Annotated in this window: 11 protein-coding genes; 7 read left to right on the top strand and 4 right to left on the bottom strand. The window is 63.2% G+C overall.

Features of this window, described 5'->3' with window-relative positions:
- Nucleotides 1-28: 28 nt before the first annotated feature.
- A complete protein-coding gene (locus EAH73_RS03070) occupies nt 29-565 on the top strand; it encodes a hypothetical protein (protein WP_140465005.1) in 537 nt (178 codons plus the stop codon).
- Between the two features lie 33 nt (nt 566-598).
- The gene (locus EAH73_RS03065) at nt 599-1132 is read left to right on the top strand and encodes a 5' nucleotidase, NT5C type (protein WP_205012954.1); all 534 of its coding nucleotides are present in this window, start codon (nt 599-601) and stop codon (nt 1130-1132) included.
- A 449-nt stretch (nt 1133-1581) separates the two neighbouring features.
- On the opposite strand, the gene bshA is transcribed toward EAH73_RS03065, so the two are convergent.
- On the bottom strand, nt 1582-2718 hold the full coding sequence (bshA, locus tag EAH73_RS03060) for an N-acetyl-alpha-D-glucosaminyl L-malate synthase BshA (RefSeq protein WP_140465004.1): 1137 nt from the start codon (nt 2716-2718) through the stop codon (nt 1582-1584).
- Nucleotides 2719-2925: 207 nt separating this feature from the next.
- Here bshA and EAH73_RS03055 point away from each other — a divergent pair, with 207 nt between their 5' ends.
- A complete protein-coding gene (locus EAH73_RS03055) occupies nt 2926-4815 on the top strand; it encodes a M1 family metallopeptidase (protein WP_240047118.1) in 1890 nt (629 codons plus the stop codon).
- Nucleotides 4816-5010: 195 nt separating this feature from the next.
- Nucleotides 5011-7152 carry a T9SS type A sorting domain-containing protein gene (locus tag EAH73_RS03050; RefSeq protein WP_161599430.1) on the top strand — a complete coding sequence of 714 codons (2142 nt, stop codon included), beginning with the start codon at nt 5011-5013 and terminating at the stop codon, nt 7150-7152.
- Nucleotides 7153-7409: 257 nt separating this feature from the next.
- Here EAH73_RS03050 and EAH73_RS03045 read toward each other — a convergent pair whose 3' ends face one another.
- Nucleotides 7410-10457: a glycoside hydrolase family 3 N-terminal domain-containing protein gene (locus tag EAH73_RS03045; RefSeq protein ID WP_240047117.1), complete on the bottom strand. Its 3048-nt coding sequence runs from the start codon at nt 10455-10457 to the stop codon at nt 7410-7412.
- Between the two features lie 295 nt (nt 10458-10752).
- Between EAH73_RS03045 and mutL the strand changes: the two genes are divergently transcribed.
- The 3 genes from mutL (at nt 10753) to EAH73_RS03030 (ending at nt 14619) form a co-directional block, all read left to right on the top strand.
- Nucleotides 10753-12795, top strand: a complete 2043-nt coding sequence (gene mutL, locus EAH73_RS03040; protein ID WP_140465002.1) for a DNA mismatch repair endonuclease MutL — start codon at nt 10753-10755, stop codon at nt 12793-12795.
- Between the two features lie 48 nt (nt 12796-12843).
- On the top strand, nt 12844-13641 hold the full coding sequence (locus EAH73_RS03035) for a rhomboid family intramembrane serine protease (protein WP_140465001.1): 798 nt from the start codon (nt 12844-12846) through the stop codon (nt 13639-13641).
- Between the two features lie 72 nt (nt 13642-13713).
- Entirely contained in the window at nt 13714-14619 is a 906-nt protein-coding gene (locus tag EAH73_RS03030) for a rhomboid family intramembrane serine protease (protein WP_140465000.1), read from the top strand.
- 153 nt (nt 14620-14772) lie between these two features.
- Here EAH73_RS03030 and mdh read toward each other — a convergent pair whose 3' ends face one another.
- Together mdh and tilS are read right to left on the bottom strand one after the other, a co-directional pair.
- Entirely contained in the window at nt 14773-15714 is a 942-nt protein-coding gene (mdh, locus tag EAH73_RS03025; protein ID WP_140464999.1) for a malate dehydrogenase, read from the bottom strand.
- Between the two features lie 117 nt (nt 15715-15831).
- On the bottom strand, nt 15832-17160 hold the full coding sequence (tilS, locus tag EAH73_RS03020; protein ID WP_140464998.1) for a tRNA lysidine(34) synthetase TilS: 1329 nt from the start codon (nt 17158-17160) through the stop codon (nt 15832-15834).
- Between the last annotated feature and the right edge of the window lie 20 nt (nt 17161-17180).

Raw genomic sequence — 17180 nt, 5'->3', positions numbered from 1 at the left:
GGCCCGGCTGGAGCCGGGCGCTGCCCCCATGGATTCTTCCGCGTACCTGTTCGAACTGCTCAAAATTATTCTGCCGGCGCTCGTCGTGGCCGGGACCATCTACCTGCTCTTCAAGCAGTACCTCGACAAAGACCAGCAGCGCCGCCTCATCGAGCTGCGCCTGGCCAGCAGCAAGGAAACGCTGCCCCTGCGCCTGCAAGCCTACGAGCGGGTAGTGCTGATGCTGGAACGCATTTCACCCAATAATGTGCTCGTGCGCCTGAGCAGCGCCGGCCAGTCGGCCCCCGAATACCACCGCTTGCTGCAACAAGAAATTCGGGCCGAGTACGACCACAACCTCTCGCAGCAGCTCTACGTGTCGGCCGATGCCTGGGTGCTGGTGAAGGAAGCCAAGGAAAACGTGCTCACGATGGTGAACCGCGCCTTCCACGGCCTGCCCAACCCCGGCCAGGCCCGCGGCACCGAGCTGGCCAAGCGCATCCTGGAGGGCCTGATGACCGACGCCGCCGAGCCCACCGCCCAGGCCCTGGCTGCCGTGAAGCACGAGGCGTTCGGCTTGTTCTAACCGTTTAGCTCGGGGCCCTGGGCCTCATTATTTATGGAAAAAAAGACCCGCATTGCCGTCGATATGGACGAGGTAATGGCCGACTCCATCGCCCGCTTTCAGGAGTGGTACGGCCGTGATTTTCAGCTGGAACTGACCCTGGAAGCGCTGCATGGCCGCAACGCCGCCGATGCCGTGGCCCCCGAGCACCAGGCCGCCCTGCGCGCCTATCCCAACGCGCCCGGCTTCTTCAAAGACCTGCCGGTGATGGCCGACAGCCAAGACGTGCTGCGCCAAATGTCAGAGCGTTACGAGTTGTTCATCGCCACGGCGGCCATGGAGTTCTCCAACTCGTTTCTCGATAAGTACAACTGGTTGCAGCAGCACTTTCCCTTTATTCCGTGGTCGCACTACGTCTTCTGCGGCGATAAAAGCATCATCAACGCCGACTTCCTTATCGACGACAACGCCTACAACTTTGACCACTTCCGGGGCGAAGGCATCCTGTTCAACGCCCCGCACAACGTGCACAAAACGGGCTACCGCCGCGTGCACAGCTGGCAGGAAATAGCGGGCATCTTCTTGTAGGCCAACGGCTACCGTGAAGTTGTTAAGCATGTTGGCTACCGCGGGCCTGTCTTTGCCAATACTAATGTTGGTGTTCGGGTGGTACCGCAGTCTGTACGCGCCCGGCGTCTACAAGTGCTGGCTGTTGGGCGGCCTCCTGTTAGCCGCGGCGTTTGGGTACTGCTACGCAAGGCCCTTGCGCTACCCTGGCACCAGCATCTCGGCGGGTCTGCTGGTGCCATTCACCTTGGTGGCAGCATTTGGGCTGGTTAATCAACTCAGCAAGCGTCTCAACGGCCGGCCGTTCATTTTTCCCAATCGGCTTACTATAACGCCCGCCGAGCGCGTTGCCATCAACGCTTCCGACCTCGTAGGCTACGGCCTAATCATGCTGTCCTCCTACGGTATGTTCTTTTATTGGTCAGTACGAATCAGCAAGCATTTGCCAGCGCTACTATAGGGCCCCCGCGCTACACTGCGGCCAGGGTAGCGGCGATGGCGCGGCGGTAGCAATCTTCGTACAGCGGCACGATGCTGCCGACGGCAAACTCCTCGGCGCGGGCGTGGGCGGCGGCTTTGAAGCGCGGCAGGTTAGCGTCGTCGAGCACGTAAAGGGCGTTTTTCACCATGTCGGCCACGTCGCCGATTTGACTCACCATGCCGGTTACGCCGTGGATGTTCAGTTCGGGGATGCCGCCGGCGTTGGTGCTCACCACGGGCACTTCGCAGGCCATGGCCTCCAGGGCGGCGAGGCCAAAGCTCTCGTTCTCAGAGGGCATCAGGAACAAATCGCCCACGCTGAGCACTTCCTCCACGGCCTCCAGCTTGCCCAGGAAGCGGATGTCGCGCTGGCAATCCAGCTCGCGGGCCAGCTTTTCCATGCGTGAGCGGTCGGGGCCGTCGCCCACAAGCAGCAGCTTGGCCGGAATCTCGGCCCGCACGCCGGCGAAGATGCGCAGCACGTCTTCCACGCGCTTCACCGCCCGGAAGTTGCTGGTGTGGATGAGCAGCTTCTCGCCGTCGGGCGCAATGGCGGCCCGGAAATGGCTCTTGTCCTGCTTGCGGAAGCGGGTGAGGTCGATGAAGTTGGGAATCACTTCAATCTCCTTGTCGATGGGAAACGACTCGTAGGTTTCGCGGCGCAAATCGGCCGATACGGCCGTCACGCCGTCGCTCTGGTTGATGCTGAACGTAACCACCGGCTCGTAGCTGGCGTCTTTGCCCACGAGCGTGATGTCGGTGCCGTGCAACGTGGTGACAACGGGCGCCGCGATGCCGCGCGAGCGCAGAATCTGCTTGGCCAAAAAGGCCGCCGAGGCGTGCGGAATGGCGTAGTGCACGTGCAGTACGTCGAGCTTCTCGTTCTGCACGATGTCGACCATCTTGCTGGCCAGGGCCGACTCGTAGGGCGGAAACTGGAAGAGCGGGTACGCGGGCACGTACACCTCGTGGTAAAACAGGTTCTCGTTGAAGAAGTCGAGCCGCACCGGCTGGCTGTAGGTGATGAAGTGGACGCGGTGGCCGCGCTGGGCCAGGGCCTTGCCCAGCTCAGTAGCCACCACGCCGGAGCCCCCGTAGGTGGGGTAGCAGACGATGCCGATGTTCATAAAAGGAGAAAAGAAGCGCGGGGGTAACCGCCGGGCGCGGCAGATGTTGCCGGGGCCCCGCGGATGGGATTGGGCAGGGGGTTCTACGTAGTTGGTCGGATAAATGGGCCGGGTGTTGCACGGAAACGCAATAAAAAACCGTTTTTCGGACGGGGCCGCCTTGCTTTGCGTATATTTTGCTTTCGTTACCTCGCGTTTTTTCGCCGCTTGAAAACCCTGTTTCTTCTCCGTAGCGCCCTGCTGGCCGGGCTGTTGGCCGCGCTGGCGCTGGCCGCTGGGGCCCAGCCCGCGCTGCCCATTGCCCGCAACCTGCGCGCCACCTACGCCCGCGGCACCCGCGCTGAAAACGGGGCCCCGGGGCCCCACTACTGGCAAAATACGGCCGCCTACGACATCGACGTGGCCTACAACCCATCGTCGCGCCGCCTCTCGGGCACGGTAGATATTGTGTACCAAAACAATAGCCCCGATACGCTGCGCCAAATCTGGTTCAAGCTCTACCCCAACCTCTACCAAGAAGGGGCCCCCCGCGTGAACCGCATCGCGCCGGAAGACATTGGTGACGGCGTGCAAATCCAGCAAATGGCCCTCAACGGCCAGCGCCTCGACGTTCGCCAGCTGGCCATCGACGCCACTAACATGGTGGTGCCGCTGGGGGCCCCACTGCTGCCCCACCAAAGCCTAAAGGTGGCCATCACCTACGCCTACACGCTCAACCAGGGCTCGCACAACCGCACCGGCGAGGTAGAGCCGGGGTCGGCCTTTGTGGCGTACTTCTTTCCGCGCATCGCCGTGTATGACGACCTCGACGGCTGGAACCGCTGGCCCTACACCGGTGTGGCCGAGTTTTACAACGATTTCTGCACCTTCAAGGCGTCCATCACCGTGCCGCGCAACTACGTGGTGTGGGCCACCGGCGACCTTGTGAACCCCGGCGAAGTGCTGACCAAGAAGTACATCGACCGCCTGCACCGCGCCGAGCAGAGCGAGGGCGTGACCACCATCATCGACAGCACCGACGTGCGCCGCCGCGACATCACCAACCCCGACGCCCAGAACGCCTGGCGCTTCGAGGCCCGCGACGTACCGGACTTCGTGTTTGCCACCGCCGACCACTACGTGTGGCAGGCCGCCAGCCCCGTGGTGGACCCCAAAACCCAGCGCCGCACCCGCGTCGATGCCGTGTACTCGCCCCAGCACCGCGACTACCGCGACGTGATAGACATTGCCCGGCGCACGGTGCTGGCCATGAGCTACACCTTCCCGAAGTGGCCCTTCCCATACGCCCACGAAACGGTGTTCGACGGCCGCGACCAGATGGAGTATCCCATGATGGTGAACGACAACCCCAGCGCCACCCGCCAGGAGGCCATCACCCTCACCGACCACGAGATTTTCCACACGATGTTCCCGTTTTACCTGGGCATCAACGAAACCAAGTACGGCTGGATGGATGAAGGCTGGGCCACCATCGGCGAGTGGCTGATTTCCAGCATGATTGACCCCACGCTGGTGGATTCTTACGGAATGCAGCCATACAACGCCGCCGCCGGCACCGAGGCTGATCCGCCCATCGTCACGCTCAGCAGCCAGCAAACCGACCAGGCGTTTTTCCTGAATTCGTACCCCAAGCCGGGGCTGGGCTACCTGTTTGTGAAGGATTTGCTCGGCGACGAGCTCTTCACCAGGGCCCTGCACACCTACATCCGCAACTGGCACGGCAAGCACCCCATGCCCCACGATTTCTTCAACTCGATGAACGCCGGGGCAGGCCAAAACCTGAACTGGTTCTGGCGGCGTTGGTTTTTCGAAGACGGCTACCCCGACCTGGCCATTGCCCGCGTGGCCCAGGGCCCCAGCGGCGGCGAAATCACCATCGAAGCCAAGGGCACCAAGCCCGTGCCCATCGACCTGCTGCTCACCTTCGCCGACGGCACCACCCAAAAAATCCACCGCACCATCGCCGTATGGCAGGCCGGGGCCCATGCCGTAGTCGTGCCCGTATCCAGTAAAAAGACAATTAGTAAAATCTTGCTCGGCAGCCTCTACGTACCAGATAGCTTCCCCAAGGATAATGTGTGGGAAATGGCTAGATAAGGTACTACTAGTGGACAATATTGGAGTTTTATTATGTATAAAATTATAATTTAATTATCTGTAAATAAAGTAATTGTTACTGATAATCATTCGGTAAATTTGGCGTTAAACTTAACGCCTTTTATGCACCGTACTTCTATTCCTAATAGTCGCTCTTTTGTAATCTACAAAGCATTATTATCTCTATGCTTAATCTTGGTTTATGTCAACAGCTTCGGGCAAGCGCGCTATACCTGGCAGCCCGCCAACGGTAGCACCAGCTGGGCCGACGGCAGCAACTGGAGCCCGGCCCGCACCATACCGGCAACCACCGACGTTTTGGTGTTTGACGGGTCCCTGGCCAAGACCGTAGCCGTTAATGTCGATTTTGCCACCAGCCAAACCGTTGGGCAACTGCTGTTTACCAATGCAGTGAGCGCAACCCTGAGCACCGACATCGACCGTACCCTTACCCTGGGGGCCCAGCCGCCCGCCCCGGGCCTACAGCTGGGCGCGGGCACGGTGGTAAAAATTGTTGGTACGCAAGGCAATGCCTCGTCGCTGACCGTACAGTTGGCCGCCGGTACCAAGGCAGCTATTGCCGGGCGCCTGGAGTTTCTGGGCCTGGCCAGCATCTCAACCGGCTGCCCGCACCTGCTGGTTTCCAGCACGCCCGGCGCCGTAGAATTTGCGAGCGGCAGCTACTTTCTGGCCGGGACGAGGTTTACCGGCCCGCCTTTTGGCGAGTTGAAGACTAGCACGGGGGCCGTGGTTTTTCACAGCGGGGCCACCTTCGAGCAGGCCAACGGCGGCAGCGCATTTGGAGGCAAAACGTGGTCAGTATCCATATTTGAACCAGGCAGCACATTCTTGTTTTCGGCTACTTCGGGTTCGGTAGGGTTGAGTGGCCGCACATTTGGCAACCTTACCATTAGCGCCAACCGGACGGCACCCGTGGCTACGTACGGGGCAAGTAAGACGACTATTGCCAACGATTTAACCGTTGCCGCCGGCACCCACACGTTCAACGTGCAGAACCTGGAATTGCAGGGCAACCTGGTGTTGAACGGCGGCAACCTGGTCTTTACGTCGGTTGATAACAGCGCTAACCCCGTACCCAACCCAACCACCTTGCTCACCTTCAACGGCAACGCCGCCCAAAGCATTGCCGGTACGGGCACGCTCACCATGGGCCCCAGCGTCAGCGTGGCGCTGAACAACGCGGCGGGACTCACGCTCCAGCACCCCCTGCTGGTCAACGCAACCCTCACGCTCACCCAGGGCTTGCTGACAACTACCGCCGCCAGCAGCCTCACGCTGGGGCCCCAAGCTAACACGAGTGGCGGCAGCACCGGCAGTTTCGTGAATGGCCCGCTGAGCCGGGTGCTGGCCACGGCCAACGCGGCCACCGACTTACTTTTTCCCATCGGCAGCGGCACGGCTTACCGCCCGCTCATCCTGCGCGCCGAGCAAACGGATGCCACCGCCACTGCCTACACGGCCCAGCAGTTCAACCGGGCCCCCGCGGTGCGGGCTTGGCCCACGGCGGCGGGCAGTTTGCAGCGGGTATCGGCTGTGCGGTATTTCAACGTGACCAATGGTAACGCCAGTAATTTCAAGCAAGGCAGTATTACGCTCAATTATGATGTTGATGACAAGGTAGATGCGCCCGATAAGCTGCGCATTGCCAAGAGCGACAACGCCGGTAACTGGCTCGACTTGGGCGGCACCGGTTCTGGGGCCCCCATGGGCAGCATCACGTCCACGGTGGCATTTACTTCGTTCAGCGATTTTGTGCTGGGGGCTACCGGGGGCTCTGGCAGCAACCCGCTGCCCGTCAGCCTCCTGCGCTTCACGGTGCACCGCGAGGCGGCTGGGATACGGCTGCGCTGGGCCACCGCCACTGAGCGCAACAACAGCCGCTTTGAGGTGCAGCGCAGCATTGACGGTCAGGCTTTTACGGTAGTGGGCGCGCTGCCTGGCCACGGCAACAGCTTCGCCGCCCAGGAATATGCCTGGCTGGATGCGCCTAGCGCGCTCAATGACTTGGTGTACTACCGCTTACGCCAGGTAGATACGGACGGTACCGGCACGTACTCGCCGGTAGCGGCTGTGAAAACGGAACCCGCCGCCGGGGTATTTCCCAACCCCGCCCACCATTCCCTCAGCTTCTACGCGGCGGCCGGCGACGCTTACCGCGTGCTGGACGTGCTGGGCCAGCCGGCCCTGGCCGGCCACGCTGCAGCGGGCCTGAACACGCTTTCCCTGAGCGATTTGAAGCCCGGCGTGTACTACTTAGAAACGACCAGCGCGCAAAGCCGGACCCAGTACCGGTTTTTCAAGCGCGATGCAGAGTAAGTGAAAAAAGGTGGGGCCCCAGTTGGGGCCCCACCTTTTGGAACGGCCGCGGGAAAAAATTGTAAGTTTTTTGCTGGATAAGAACTGTACAAAAAAGGGGAAACGCTACGCAGTGAAGCGTTTCCCCTTTTTTATTCAATAGAGCTTACGCAAGTAGGCCGACGAAATATGCCTGTGGAGCCGTAAGCACTTATTTATAAATACATTAAAGGTGGTCTGCTTCCACCTACTTCTGCCTCGCATCCAATAACAAGTACTTATTGGCTGCCAGTTGCTCCAGTGGATGCGCCGAGACCTTTACTGGCCCTGGCCGTCAACTGGCCGGCGGCCAGGGATTTATAAATGACCTCGTGGATGCGGGTGCGGATGTTGTACTGGCGCAGCTTGTTGTTGCCGGCGTCGGGGTACACGCGGTTAGAGAGGAAAATGTACAAAATCTGATTATCGGGGTCCATCCACACGCAGGTACCAGTGAAGCCGGTGTGGCCGAAGGTGCTGGCCGGGGCCAGGTTGCTGGTGGGGCCCTGGGGCTTGCTGGGGTCGCCGTGGTCCCAGCCCAGGCCACGCTTATTGCCCGATACCTGGGGCCGGGCAAACTCCGAAACCACCGGCGATTGGAAGTAGCGGGTGCCGCCGTAGTTGCCGTTTTGCAAATTCATCTGCATCAGCACGGCCAAGTCGTTGGCGGTGGCGAAGAGGCCGGCGTGGCCCCCCACGCCGCCCACCAAGGCCGCCATTTGGTCGTGCACGGTGCCTTGGAGCTGCTCGTGGCGGTAGTACGTATCGTTCTCGGTGGGCGCAATGCAGCTCTTAGGGAAGCGCGCGAGCGGGTTATACGTCATGTTGGCCAGGCCCAGGGGGCGGTAGAAGTTGGCCTGTAAAAAGACGTCGATTGGTTGCTTCAACAGTTTCTCGCTCAACCGTTTCATGATGAGGAAACTGAGGTCGGAGTATTCCACTGGGTACTTGCCGCGCACCTTGGGCAGCAGCCCCGAGCGCAGCGTCCATGTCCACACCGAGTCGTCGGCGGCCTTGAGGCTGTACTCGCCGGGGGCCACCTCATTGGGAAAATCGGCCGATTTTTGGTCGGCGTAGAAGGTCGGCTTCAGCTTGCCGTCGCGCACGGTGCGCTCCCAAGTGGGGATGCCCGGCTTGAGGCCCGCCTGGTGCAGCAGCACGTCGCGCACGGTCATGTCGCGCTTGTTGGTGCGCTGCATTTCGGGCAGGTAGGTGGCTACTTTCTCGTCGAGGTTCAGGCGGCCCTGGTCCTTGAGGTACATGACGGCCTGCAAGGTGCCGGCGACTTTGGTGACGGACGCCAAGTCGTACAACGTGCTGCTAGTGATGGGCTGCGACTGGTCGTAGGTGCCGTAGCCGTAGCTCTGGTCGAACACCACGGTGCCATTTTTAGCCACCAGCACCTGGCAGCCGGGGGCGGCGGCGTAGGTCTGGCTTTCGAGGGCAATGTTGTCGATGCCAGCCAGCACCCGCGAGTCGAGGCCCTCGCTTTCGGGCGTGGCATAGCGCAGGCGATGTAGGTCGGGCGTGGCTAGGCCGGTGCCAATCGGCAGCGTGGGCGATACCGTGACCGGCAGTTTGCCCCGCGCCGGCAGGGCCCCGAACAGCACCTGCGGCACCACTAGCTGGGCGGCGTAGTGGTCCTCATAGGCGCAAACCAGCGTGCGGGCTCCTTCCAAGTACTTAAGGCCGTAGGCATTGCCCATGGCCACTACCACCGTTTTGATGCCCTTGGTGGTCTGGAGTTGCTTGAGGAATTTCAGGGCCCCGTCGCCCAGGCCGTAGCTGTGGCCAGGCGTGTTGTTCATCTGGTGCAGGCTCACCACCACCACGTTGTAGGGCTGGAGGCGGGGCAGCAGGCGGGCAAACGTGGAGTCGGGCGCGTAGCGGTCGGCCACAGCGTACACCGGGCCGGCCTGGTACTTATTGAAAATAGTGGCATAGGGCCCCTCGGCCGGCGTGCCGATGGTGATGGCCGCAATGCGCAGGGTATCAAGCCGATGGAAGGGGAGGAGCTTGTCGTCGTTCTTCGCCACGGTGGTGGCGTGCTCGAAAATGCGCTGGGCCAGCACCCGCGTGCTGGGCTGGTTCAGGCTGTCGTGCAAGGTGGCCAGGTTGGCGGGGTGGTACTTGTTCAGGCCGGCCCAGTACTTAGCCCGCAGAATTTTCTTCACCCGCAGGTCCAGGTCGGCCTGCTGCAGCTTGCCGGCCGCCGTAGCCTCCTTGATGCGGGTGAGGGCCGCCGGCACGTCCTCCGAAAACAGCAGCACGTCGTTGCCCGCGGCCAAAGCCATGGCGTCCAGCTCGCCGTCTTTGTAGAGCTTGCTCACGCTGCGCATGTTCAGCGCATCGGTGAACACCAGGCCCTTAAAGCCCATCTTGTCCTTCAGCAAGTCTGTAACCAGGGCGTGCGAGAGGGTCGTGGTTTTGGCGTTGGTCGTGTCGAAGAGCGGGATGTAGAGGTGGGCCACCATCGTGCCCATCACCCCAGCGTCGAACGCCTGCTGAAAGGGCACCAAGTCCACCTTCGTGAGCCGGGCCATGTCGGTATTCACCACCGGCAGGGCCACGTGCGAGTCGGTGTCGGTGTCGCCGTGCCCGGGGAAGTGCTTGGCCACGGCCATCACCCGCTGGTCCTGCAAGCCCTTGATGTACTGGAGGCCCAGCGCCGCTACGTGGTCCTGGTTCTCGCCAAAGGCGCGGTTGCCAATCACCGGGTTGTTGGGGTTCGAGTTCACATCGAGCACCGGCGCGAAGCTGATGTGCACGCCCAGCGCCCGCAGCTTGCGGGCAATGGCCTGGCCCATCTGGTACACGTACTGCGGGTCGTCGAGGGCCCCCAGCGTCATTTCCTTGGCGAAGTGGGCCGACGAGTCGAGGCGCATGTCGAGGCCCCACTCGGCGTCGGTGGCGATGAGTAGCGGCACCTTGGCAGCGGCCTGCAAGCGGTTGGTCATCAGGGCCTGGCGCTTGGGGCCCCCTTGCAGGAACATCACCCCGCCCACGCCCTGGTTGCGCACCAGCCGCTCGATGCGGTCGGCGTGGGCCTTCTCGCGGTTCGAGTAGGCGGCCACCATAAAAAACTGGCCTAGGCGCTGGTCGGGCGTAAGCGAGTTGAACACGCTGTCGACCCACGCCATTTCGAGCGGTGAGCTGGGCAGCGGGTCGGCGGGCAGCTTGCGCAGGCCGGCAAAGGAGAGCAGCGTGCCCGCCGCCAGCAGCAGCGCCGCGATGGCCGGCCATACCGTGGTGCGCAGCGAGCCCGGGGGGCGGAGGGAAAGCTTCAAAGGAAAACCGGGCCCCGGGGGCCGTACTTTTGTCGTGGAAAGCTGCGGAACTGACAGGCGGGGGTTGGCCGTTCCAACCCCGCCGCCCACCCGGCCCAAACGGGGCAAAAACTGCTCCGCAACGGGCCGTTGGCATGCCGCCGTTTAATCGCGAAGGTACGCAGAAACTACGGGGGGGCGGATTTAGAACGGCCCGCCGTGGCGTTGCTTTGCGGCACCCGCTGGCTTTTCGCGTTGGCCCCCGGCTACTTTGCCCGCTTCTTTGTTTACCCGCCGGCCCTGGCCGGCCCCGCCCATGCCCGACATCATCCGCCTGCTTCCCGAGTACCTCGCCAACCAGATTGCGGCCGGCGAAGTGGTGCAGCGCCCCGCCTCGGTGGTGAAGGAGCTGCTGGAAAACGCCGTGGATGCCGGCGCCACACAGGTGCAACTCATTGTGAAAGAGGCCGGCAAGCAGCTGGTGCAAGTGGTGGACAATGGCACGGGCATGAGCCCCACCGACGCCCGCATGAGCCTGGAGCGCCACGCCACCAGCAAAATCCGCAGTACCGAAGACCTGTTCCGCATCCGCACGCTGGGCTTCCGGGGCGAGGCCCTGGCCAGCATTGCGGCCGTGGCTCAGGTCGAAATCCGCACCAAGCAGCCCGCGCAGGAAACGGGCTCGCTGCTGCTCGTGGAGGGCTCGCAAGTAACCAGCCAGCAGCCCACGGCCTGCCCCGATGGCACAAGCATCGCCGTGAAAAACCTGTTTTTCAACGTGCCCGCCCGCCGCAACTTCCTCAAGAGCAACGCCGTGGAGATGCGCCACGTGCTCGACGAGTTCCAGCACGTGGCGCTGGCCAATCCGCAGGTGGGTTTCTCGCTGTTTCAGAACGACTTGGAGGTGTTTGGGCTGCCCGCCGGCAAGCTTAGCCAGCGCATTGTGCAGCTGCTGGGCAATGGCTACAAGGAGCAGCTGGCCAACTGCGAGGAGGTGACGCCCTTCATCGCCGTGCGCGGCTACGTGGGCAAACCCGAGTCGGCCAAGAAGAGCCGGGGCGACCAGTTTTTCTTCGTCAACAACCGCTTCATCCGCTCGGCCTACCTCAACCACGCCGTGCTGGCGGCCTACGAGGGCCTGCTCCCGCGCGACGCCCACCCGTTCTACGTGCTGTTTTTGGAGCTGGACCCCAAGGCCATTGACATCAACGTGCACCCCACCAAGACGGAAATCAAGTTCGAGGACGAGAAAACGGTGTACGCCGTGGTGCGCTCGGCCGTGAAGCAGAGCCTGGGCTTGCATAACATTGCGCCTTCACTCGACTTCGACGGCGACGTGAACTTCGCGCCCATCCGGCCGTTGCGGGCCGGCAAGCCGGCTGCCGGGGCCTCGCGCTGGCTGCGCCCCGAAGACAACCTGCCCGCCGTGACGCCCGCCGACCGCGACGACTTTCCGGTGGGGCCCCTGCTGCCGGCCGGGGCCCCCACGGCCCGGCCGGCGGCGGCCGGCGGCTTCGCCAACTTCGATCCCGATACCCGCACCGACGGCTTCGCACGCCAGGCCCCGGCGCGCCCCACCGAGCAGGCCAAGCGCGACCTCGAAGCATTTTACCGCGAGTTGGGCCAGCCCGTGCGCTCCGCCGACGACCTACCTGCCGAGGACGCCGCGCCCGCCGCGCCGCCTGCGTCCGAAGGGACCCCGGGGGCCCTGCCGCTGGGCTTTCCCGAGGAGGCGTTGGGGCCCCAGGGCTCAGCCCTGACGGTTGGCAGCCAGCAGCTAAGGACCAGCCCCGGCCACCGCGCCGTGCAGGTGCAGGAGCGTTACGTACTGGTGCCCGTGAAGTCGGGCGTGCTGCTGATTGACCAGGAAGCGGCCCGCGAGCGGATTCTCTACGAGCAGTACGCGCAGGGCCTGGAGCGCGCCGATGGAGCCTCGCAGACACTGCTGTTTCCGCGCACGGTAAGCTTTTCGCCCGCCGATTTTGCGGTGCTAATGGAGCTGACGGAGCCGCTGCACACGCTGGGCTTCCGCTTCGTCGAGTTTGGGCCCCACACTATTGCCGTGGAGGCCGTGCCCGCCGGCATGCCCGCCCAGGGCGAAAAGGAGCTGCTCGAAAGCTTGATCGAGCAGTTTCGCACCGCCGCGGGGCCCCTACGCCTCGACCGCCACGAAGCCCTGGCGCGGGCCCTGGCGCGGCGCGTGGCCGCCGGCACCGCCGCCGCCCGCCTGCCCGACGCCGAGCTTAATGCCCTGGCCGACCGCCTGTTTGCCTGCCAGGTGCCCGGTTACACCCCCGACGGCCGCAAAACCCTGGTGCTGCTCAACGCTGCCCAGTTGGCCGATTTTTTTCGCTCCTAAAACACCCCCGCCCGCGCCCGGCTCCGCCCGGGCGCTATTTTTACCCGCATGTTCAACCTCACGCCCACCGTCCGCAACCTGCTCATTGCGAACGTCTTGCTGCTCGTCATTACCCTCAATTTATCTCAGATTCCTGTGGTTGAGTACGGGGCCCTGTTTCCGGTGGGCTCGGTCTTTTTCCAGCCCTGGCAGTTCGTTACGTACATGTTTTTGCACGGCGGCTGGGGGCATTTAATCGGTAACATGTTCGGCCTCATTTCCTTTGGGCCCCTGCTGGAGCAGCGCTGGGGCGGCCCGCGCTTCCTGTTTTTCTGGCTGATTTGCGGCTTCGGCTCCGGCCTGCTCTACGAGGGCGTGCGCGCCTACGAGTTGCGGCCCCTGACGGAGCTGCGGCGCGACCTGGTGCAAAACCCTACCGGCGGCGACTTTGCCGAGCTCGTGCGCACTGCCCGTGGCAGCGGGGCCTACGCCGCCGACGAAATGGCCCTGGCCGACGCCCTGGTGCGCAGCCCCAACGACCCCACGCTGCGGGCTACGGTGGTGCAGCAAACCCAGCAATTGTACCAATCCGTGCTGGCCTCGCCAATGCTCGGCGCCTCGGGGGCCCTGTTTGGCGTGCTGTTCGCGTTTGCCTACTTGTTTCCGAACACCGAACTGATGCTGCTCTTTTTTCCGTTTCCTATCAAAGCCAAGTACTTCGTGTTCTTTTACGCCATCTACGAATTGTATAACGGCGTGCACCGCACCCCCGGCGACAACGTGGCCCACTTTGCGCACCTCGGCGGCCTGCTCATCGGCTTCCTTGTGCTCAAGTACTGGGAGCGCGGCCGGGCGGAGTTCTATTAACTTTAATCCCCCGCCCGGGCCCCGGATTTTCCGGGCCGGGGCCGCTGCCTTAGCTGTAAAATCCGCGATTTTATGAGTGTTTTTCAAGAAATCCGCACCGCCTTCGACCGGCGCGACAACGCCCTGAACCAGCTGCTGCTGCTGAACGTGCTGGTGTTTGCGGCCCTCATCATCCTGCACGCCGGCCTCACCATCGGCGGCGTGGGCGGCTACTACGAGCCCGTGCTGCGGCAGTTTGAGCTGTCCTCGTCGCTGCCCGTGCTGGCCCGCCACCCCTGGACGGTGCTCACCTACGCCTTCACGCACGAGGGCTTCCTGCACATCTTGTTCAACTTACTGAACCTCTACTGGTTCGGGCAGATTATCCGCGAGTACCTGGGCAACCGCCGACTCGTGAGCTTGTACGTGCTGGGGGCCCTGGCGGGGGGCTTGGTGTTCTTGCTGAGCTATAATTTTCTGCCCGCATTCCGGCCCGGGCTGGGTACGTCGGTGGTGGGGGCCTCGGCCTCGGTCACGGCCATCATCGTGGCGGCGGCCACGCTGCTGCCCGACTACACGTTCATGCTGATTCTGCTGGGGCCCGTCAAAATCAAGTGGATAGCGGTGGCCGTGGTGCTCATTTCGCTGGCCGGCATCAACGGCGGCAACCCCGGCGGGGAAATTACCCACCTCGGCGGGGCCCTGTTGGGCTTCGTGTTCATCAAGCAGCTTAAGGCTGGCCGCGACCTGGGCCGCCCCGTCCTGGCCATCGGCGATTGGGTGAGCAACTTGTTCAGCCGCCGCCCCACCATAAGCGCCAGCACCACCCGCCGCCCCGAGCCCGTGACCACCGCCGCCCGTGGGGCCCGCCCGGCCGCCGCCGCCGGCCAGCCCCACCCCGACGAGGTAGACTCCATTCTGGAAAAAATCTCCCGCTCCGGCTACGAGAGCTTGTCTAAGGACGAAAAGCAGAAGCTCTTCCGCGCCAGCCAGCAGTAGGGCCTGCCAATACGCACTAAAAAGCCCCGCTGGCATTTGGCCAGCGGGGCTTTTTTTATGCTTTCCAAATGCCCATCTGTCATGCTTCCTTCGGCAGCATGACAGAATCAATGGGTTTTTACAGATGGAGTTAGCTTTTTTAACTGCAACTGCTTACGCCGCCGATTGGCCCATCTTATCTAGGGCATCCATTACTTCTTTCACGTGGCCGCGCGAGGTTTCGAGCATGGCCTTTTCCTCGTCGTTGAGCTGGAGCTCAATCACGCGCTCCACGCCATTTTTACCCAGGATAACTGGGGCCCCCAGGTACACGCCGTTGATGCCGTACTCGCCCTGTAGCTCCAGGCACACCGGGAACACGCGGCGCTGGTCGCGCACGATGGCCTCCACCATTTGGGCGGCGGCCGCTCCCGGCGCGTACCAGGCCGAGGTGCCCATGAGCTTCACCAGCTCGCCGCCGCCTACGGCGGTGCGCTGCACGATGGCGTCGAGCTTCTCTTTAGAAATCAGCTCCGTAACTGGAATGCCGCCCACGGTGGTGTAGCGGGGCAGGGGCACCATGGTGTCGCCGTGGCCGCCCATCAGCACGGCCTGAATGTCCTTGGGGCTCACGTTCAGCTCCGACGCCAAAAAGGCGCGGTAGCGGGCCGTGTCGAGGATGCCGGCCATGCCGAACACCTTTTCGCGGGGCAGCTTGGCGGTGAGGTGCGCCTGGTAAGTCATCACGTCGAGCGGGTTGCTCACGACGATGATGATGGCGTTGGGCGAGTGGGCCACCACCTGCTCAGTCACCGATTTCACGATGCCGGCGTTGGTGGCAATCAGGTCGTCGCGGCTCATGCCGGGCTTGCGGGGCAGGCCCGAGGTGATGACCACCACCTCCGAACCGGCGGTGCGGGCGTAGTCGTTGGTGACGCCCACGGTGCGCGAGTCGTAGCCGATAATGGGGGATTTCTGCCAGATATCCAGGGCTTTGCCTTCGGCAATGCCTTCTTTGATGTCCACCAACACGACTTCGTTGGCAATTTCACGGGTGGCGAGCACATCGGCGCAAGTAGCGCCAACGTTGCCGGCGCCGACAACGGTAACTTTCATAAAAAACGGGTTGGGTGAGAAAACGGGTTGCGCCGTAAAAGTAGGGCCCCCGGGGGATTGCGCGGCCAGAAAATCCGGGCTTTTTCCAGGACGAATCCTACAGCGCACCGGCTCCGCTCACAGCCGCTGCACGGCCAGCACCCGGGCCGTTTCCTCGGTCACCTTGAAGCGGTCGTCCACGCGCAGGCCCACCACCCAGCAGATTTTGCCGTCGGCCGAGGCCAGCACGCGCACGTCGTCCTTCAGGTTCAGCGGTACTTTCTGGTCAATCAGGAAATTGCTGAGGTGCTTTTTGCCCTGCATCCCGAGGGGCATGAACCAGTCGCCCTCCTGCCAGCGGCGCAGCGTGAGCGGAAATTTTAGCTTGTCGGCATCGAGCGCGGCGGTGCTGCGCGAGCGCGGAATGGCGTAGCCCGCGCCGTCGTGGGCGGTGGCGCGCAGGCGCATGCCGTCGGCCAGCAAGTCGTCCTGGCCCTCGGCGAGCTGGAAGGTGCCATACTGCGCCAGCCGCCGTGGGGTGATGACAAGCTGGTCGCGGTCCTTCACCAGGCGGTGGGTGGGCGAGTCGAACTGCTTGCCCGACAGGCCCCCAAAGGCCGCCACAATTTCCTTCGTCACCACCCACGAGAAGCCGAAGGGCCGCAGCATTTCGTGCAGCACCAGGGCCGTGGCGGCTGTGTTTTGGAGTAGCGCGATGCTGAAATAGGTGGCTTCGGGCGCGTCGCGGCGGGCCTGGGCGGCGGTGTCGGCCACGTAGCGGCGCACAATTTCTTCGGCCCCGCCCACGCGCTCGGCGGTGGCGGCCATCGTCTGATCGAGGCCGGGGTTGATTTCGCGCAGCACCGGCAGCACCTCGTGGCGCAGCAGGTTGCGCTGGTACACGGGGCTGTCGTTGGAGTCATCTTCGCGCCAGCGCAAGCCATTGGCCACCAGGTAGTCGTGCAAGTCGTCGCGGCCCAGGCCCATCAGGGGCCTCACCACGGCGCCGTTCTTGGCCTGGATGCCGTGCAGGCCGGCCAAGCCGGTGCCGTGCGTCAGGTTCAAAATCATCGTTTCGGCCTGGTCGCGCTGGTGATGGGCCGTGGCAATGGCCGCCAAACCCTCGCGCTGCCGCACCTGCTCAAACCACTGGTAGCGCAGCAGCCGGGCCGCCATCTGGGTCGAGATGCCCTCGCGCTCGGCAAAGGCCTTTGTCTGGAAAAACTCGGCGAAGTAGGGCGCATCGTACTGCTTGGCCAGCTTGCGCACAAACTGCTCGTCGGCGTCGGCATCCTCGCCGCGCAGGCCGAAGTGGCAGTGCGCCACCGCCACCTGGGCCCCCAGCCGGTGCAGCACATCCAGCAGCACCACCGAGTCGAGGCCCCCGCTGACGGTCACCAGCACGGGGTCATTCTCGATGGAAAACAGCTGGTGGGTTTCAATGAACTGGCGAACTTGGTCAAGCATAGTAGGGGAAAATTAATGGA

Origin of the sequence: Hymenobacter nivis, from assembly GCF_006439025.1 — a bacterium.
GTDB lineage: Bacteria > Bacteroidota > Bacteroidia > Cytophagales > Hymenobacteraceae > Hymenobacter > Hymenobacter nivis_A.
The sequence above is the reverse complement of the archived record's forward strand: the minus strand, read 5'-3'. Positions and strand labels throughout refer to the sequence as shown.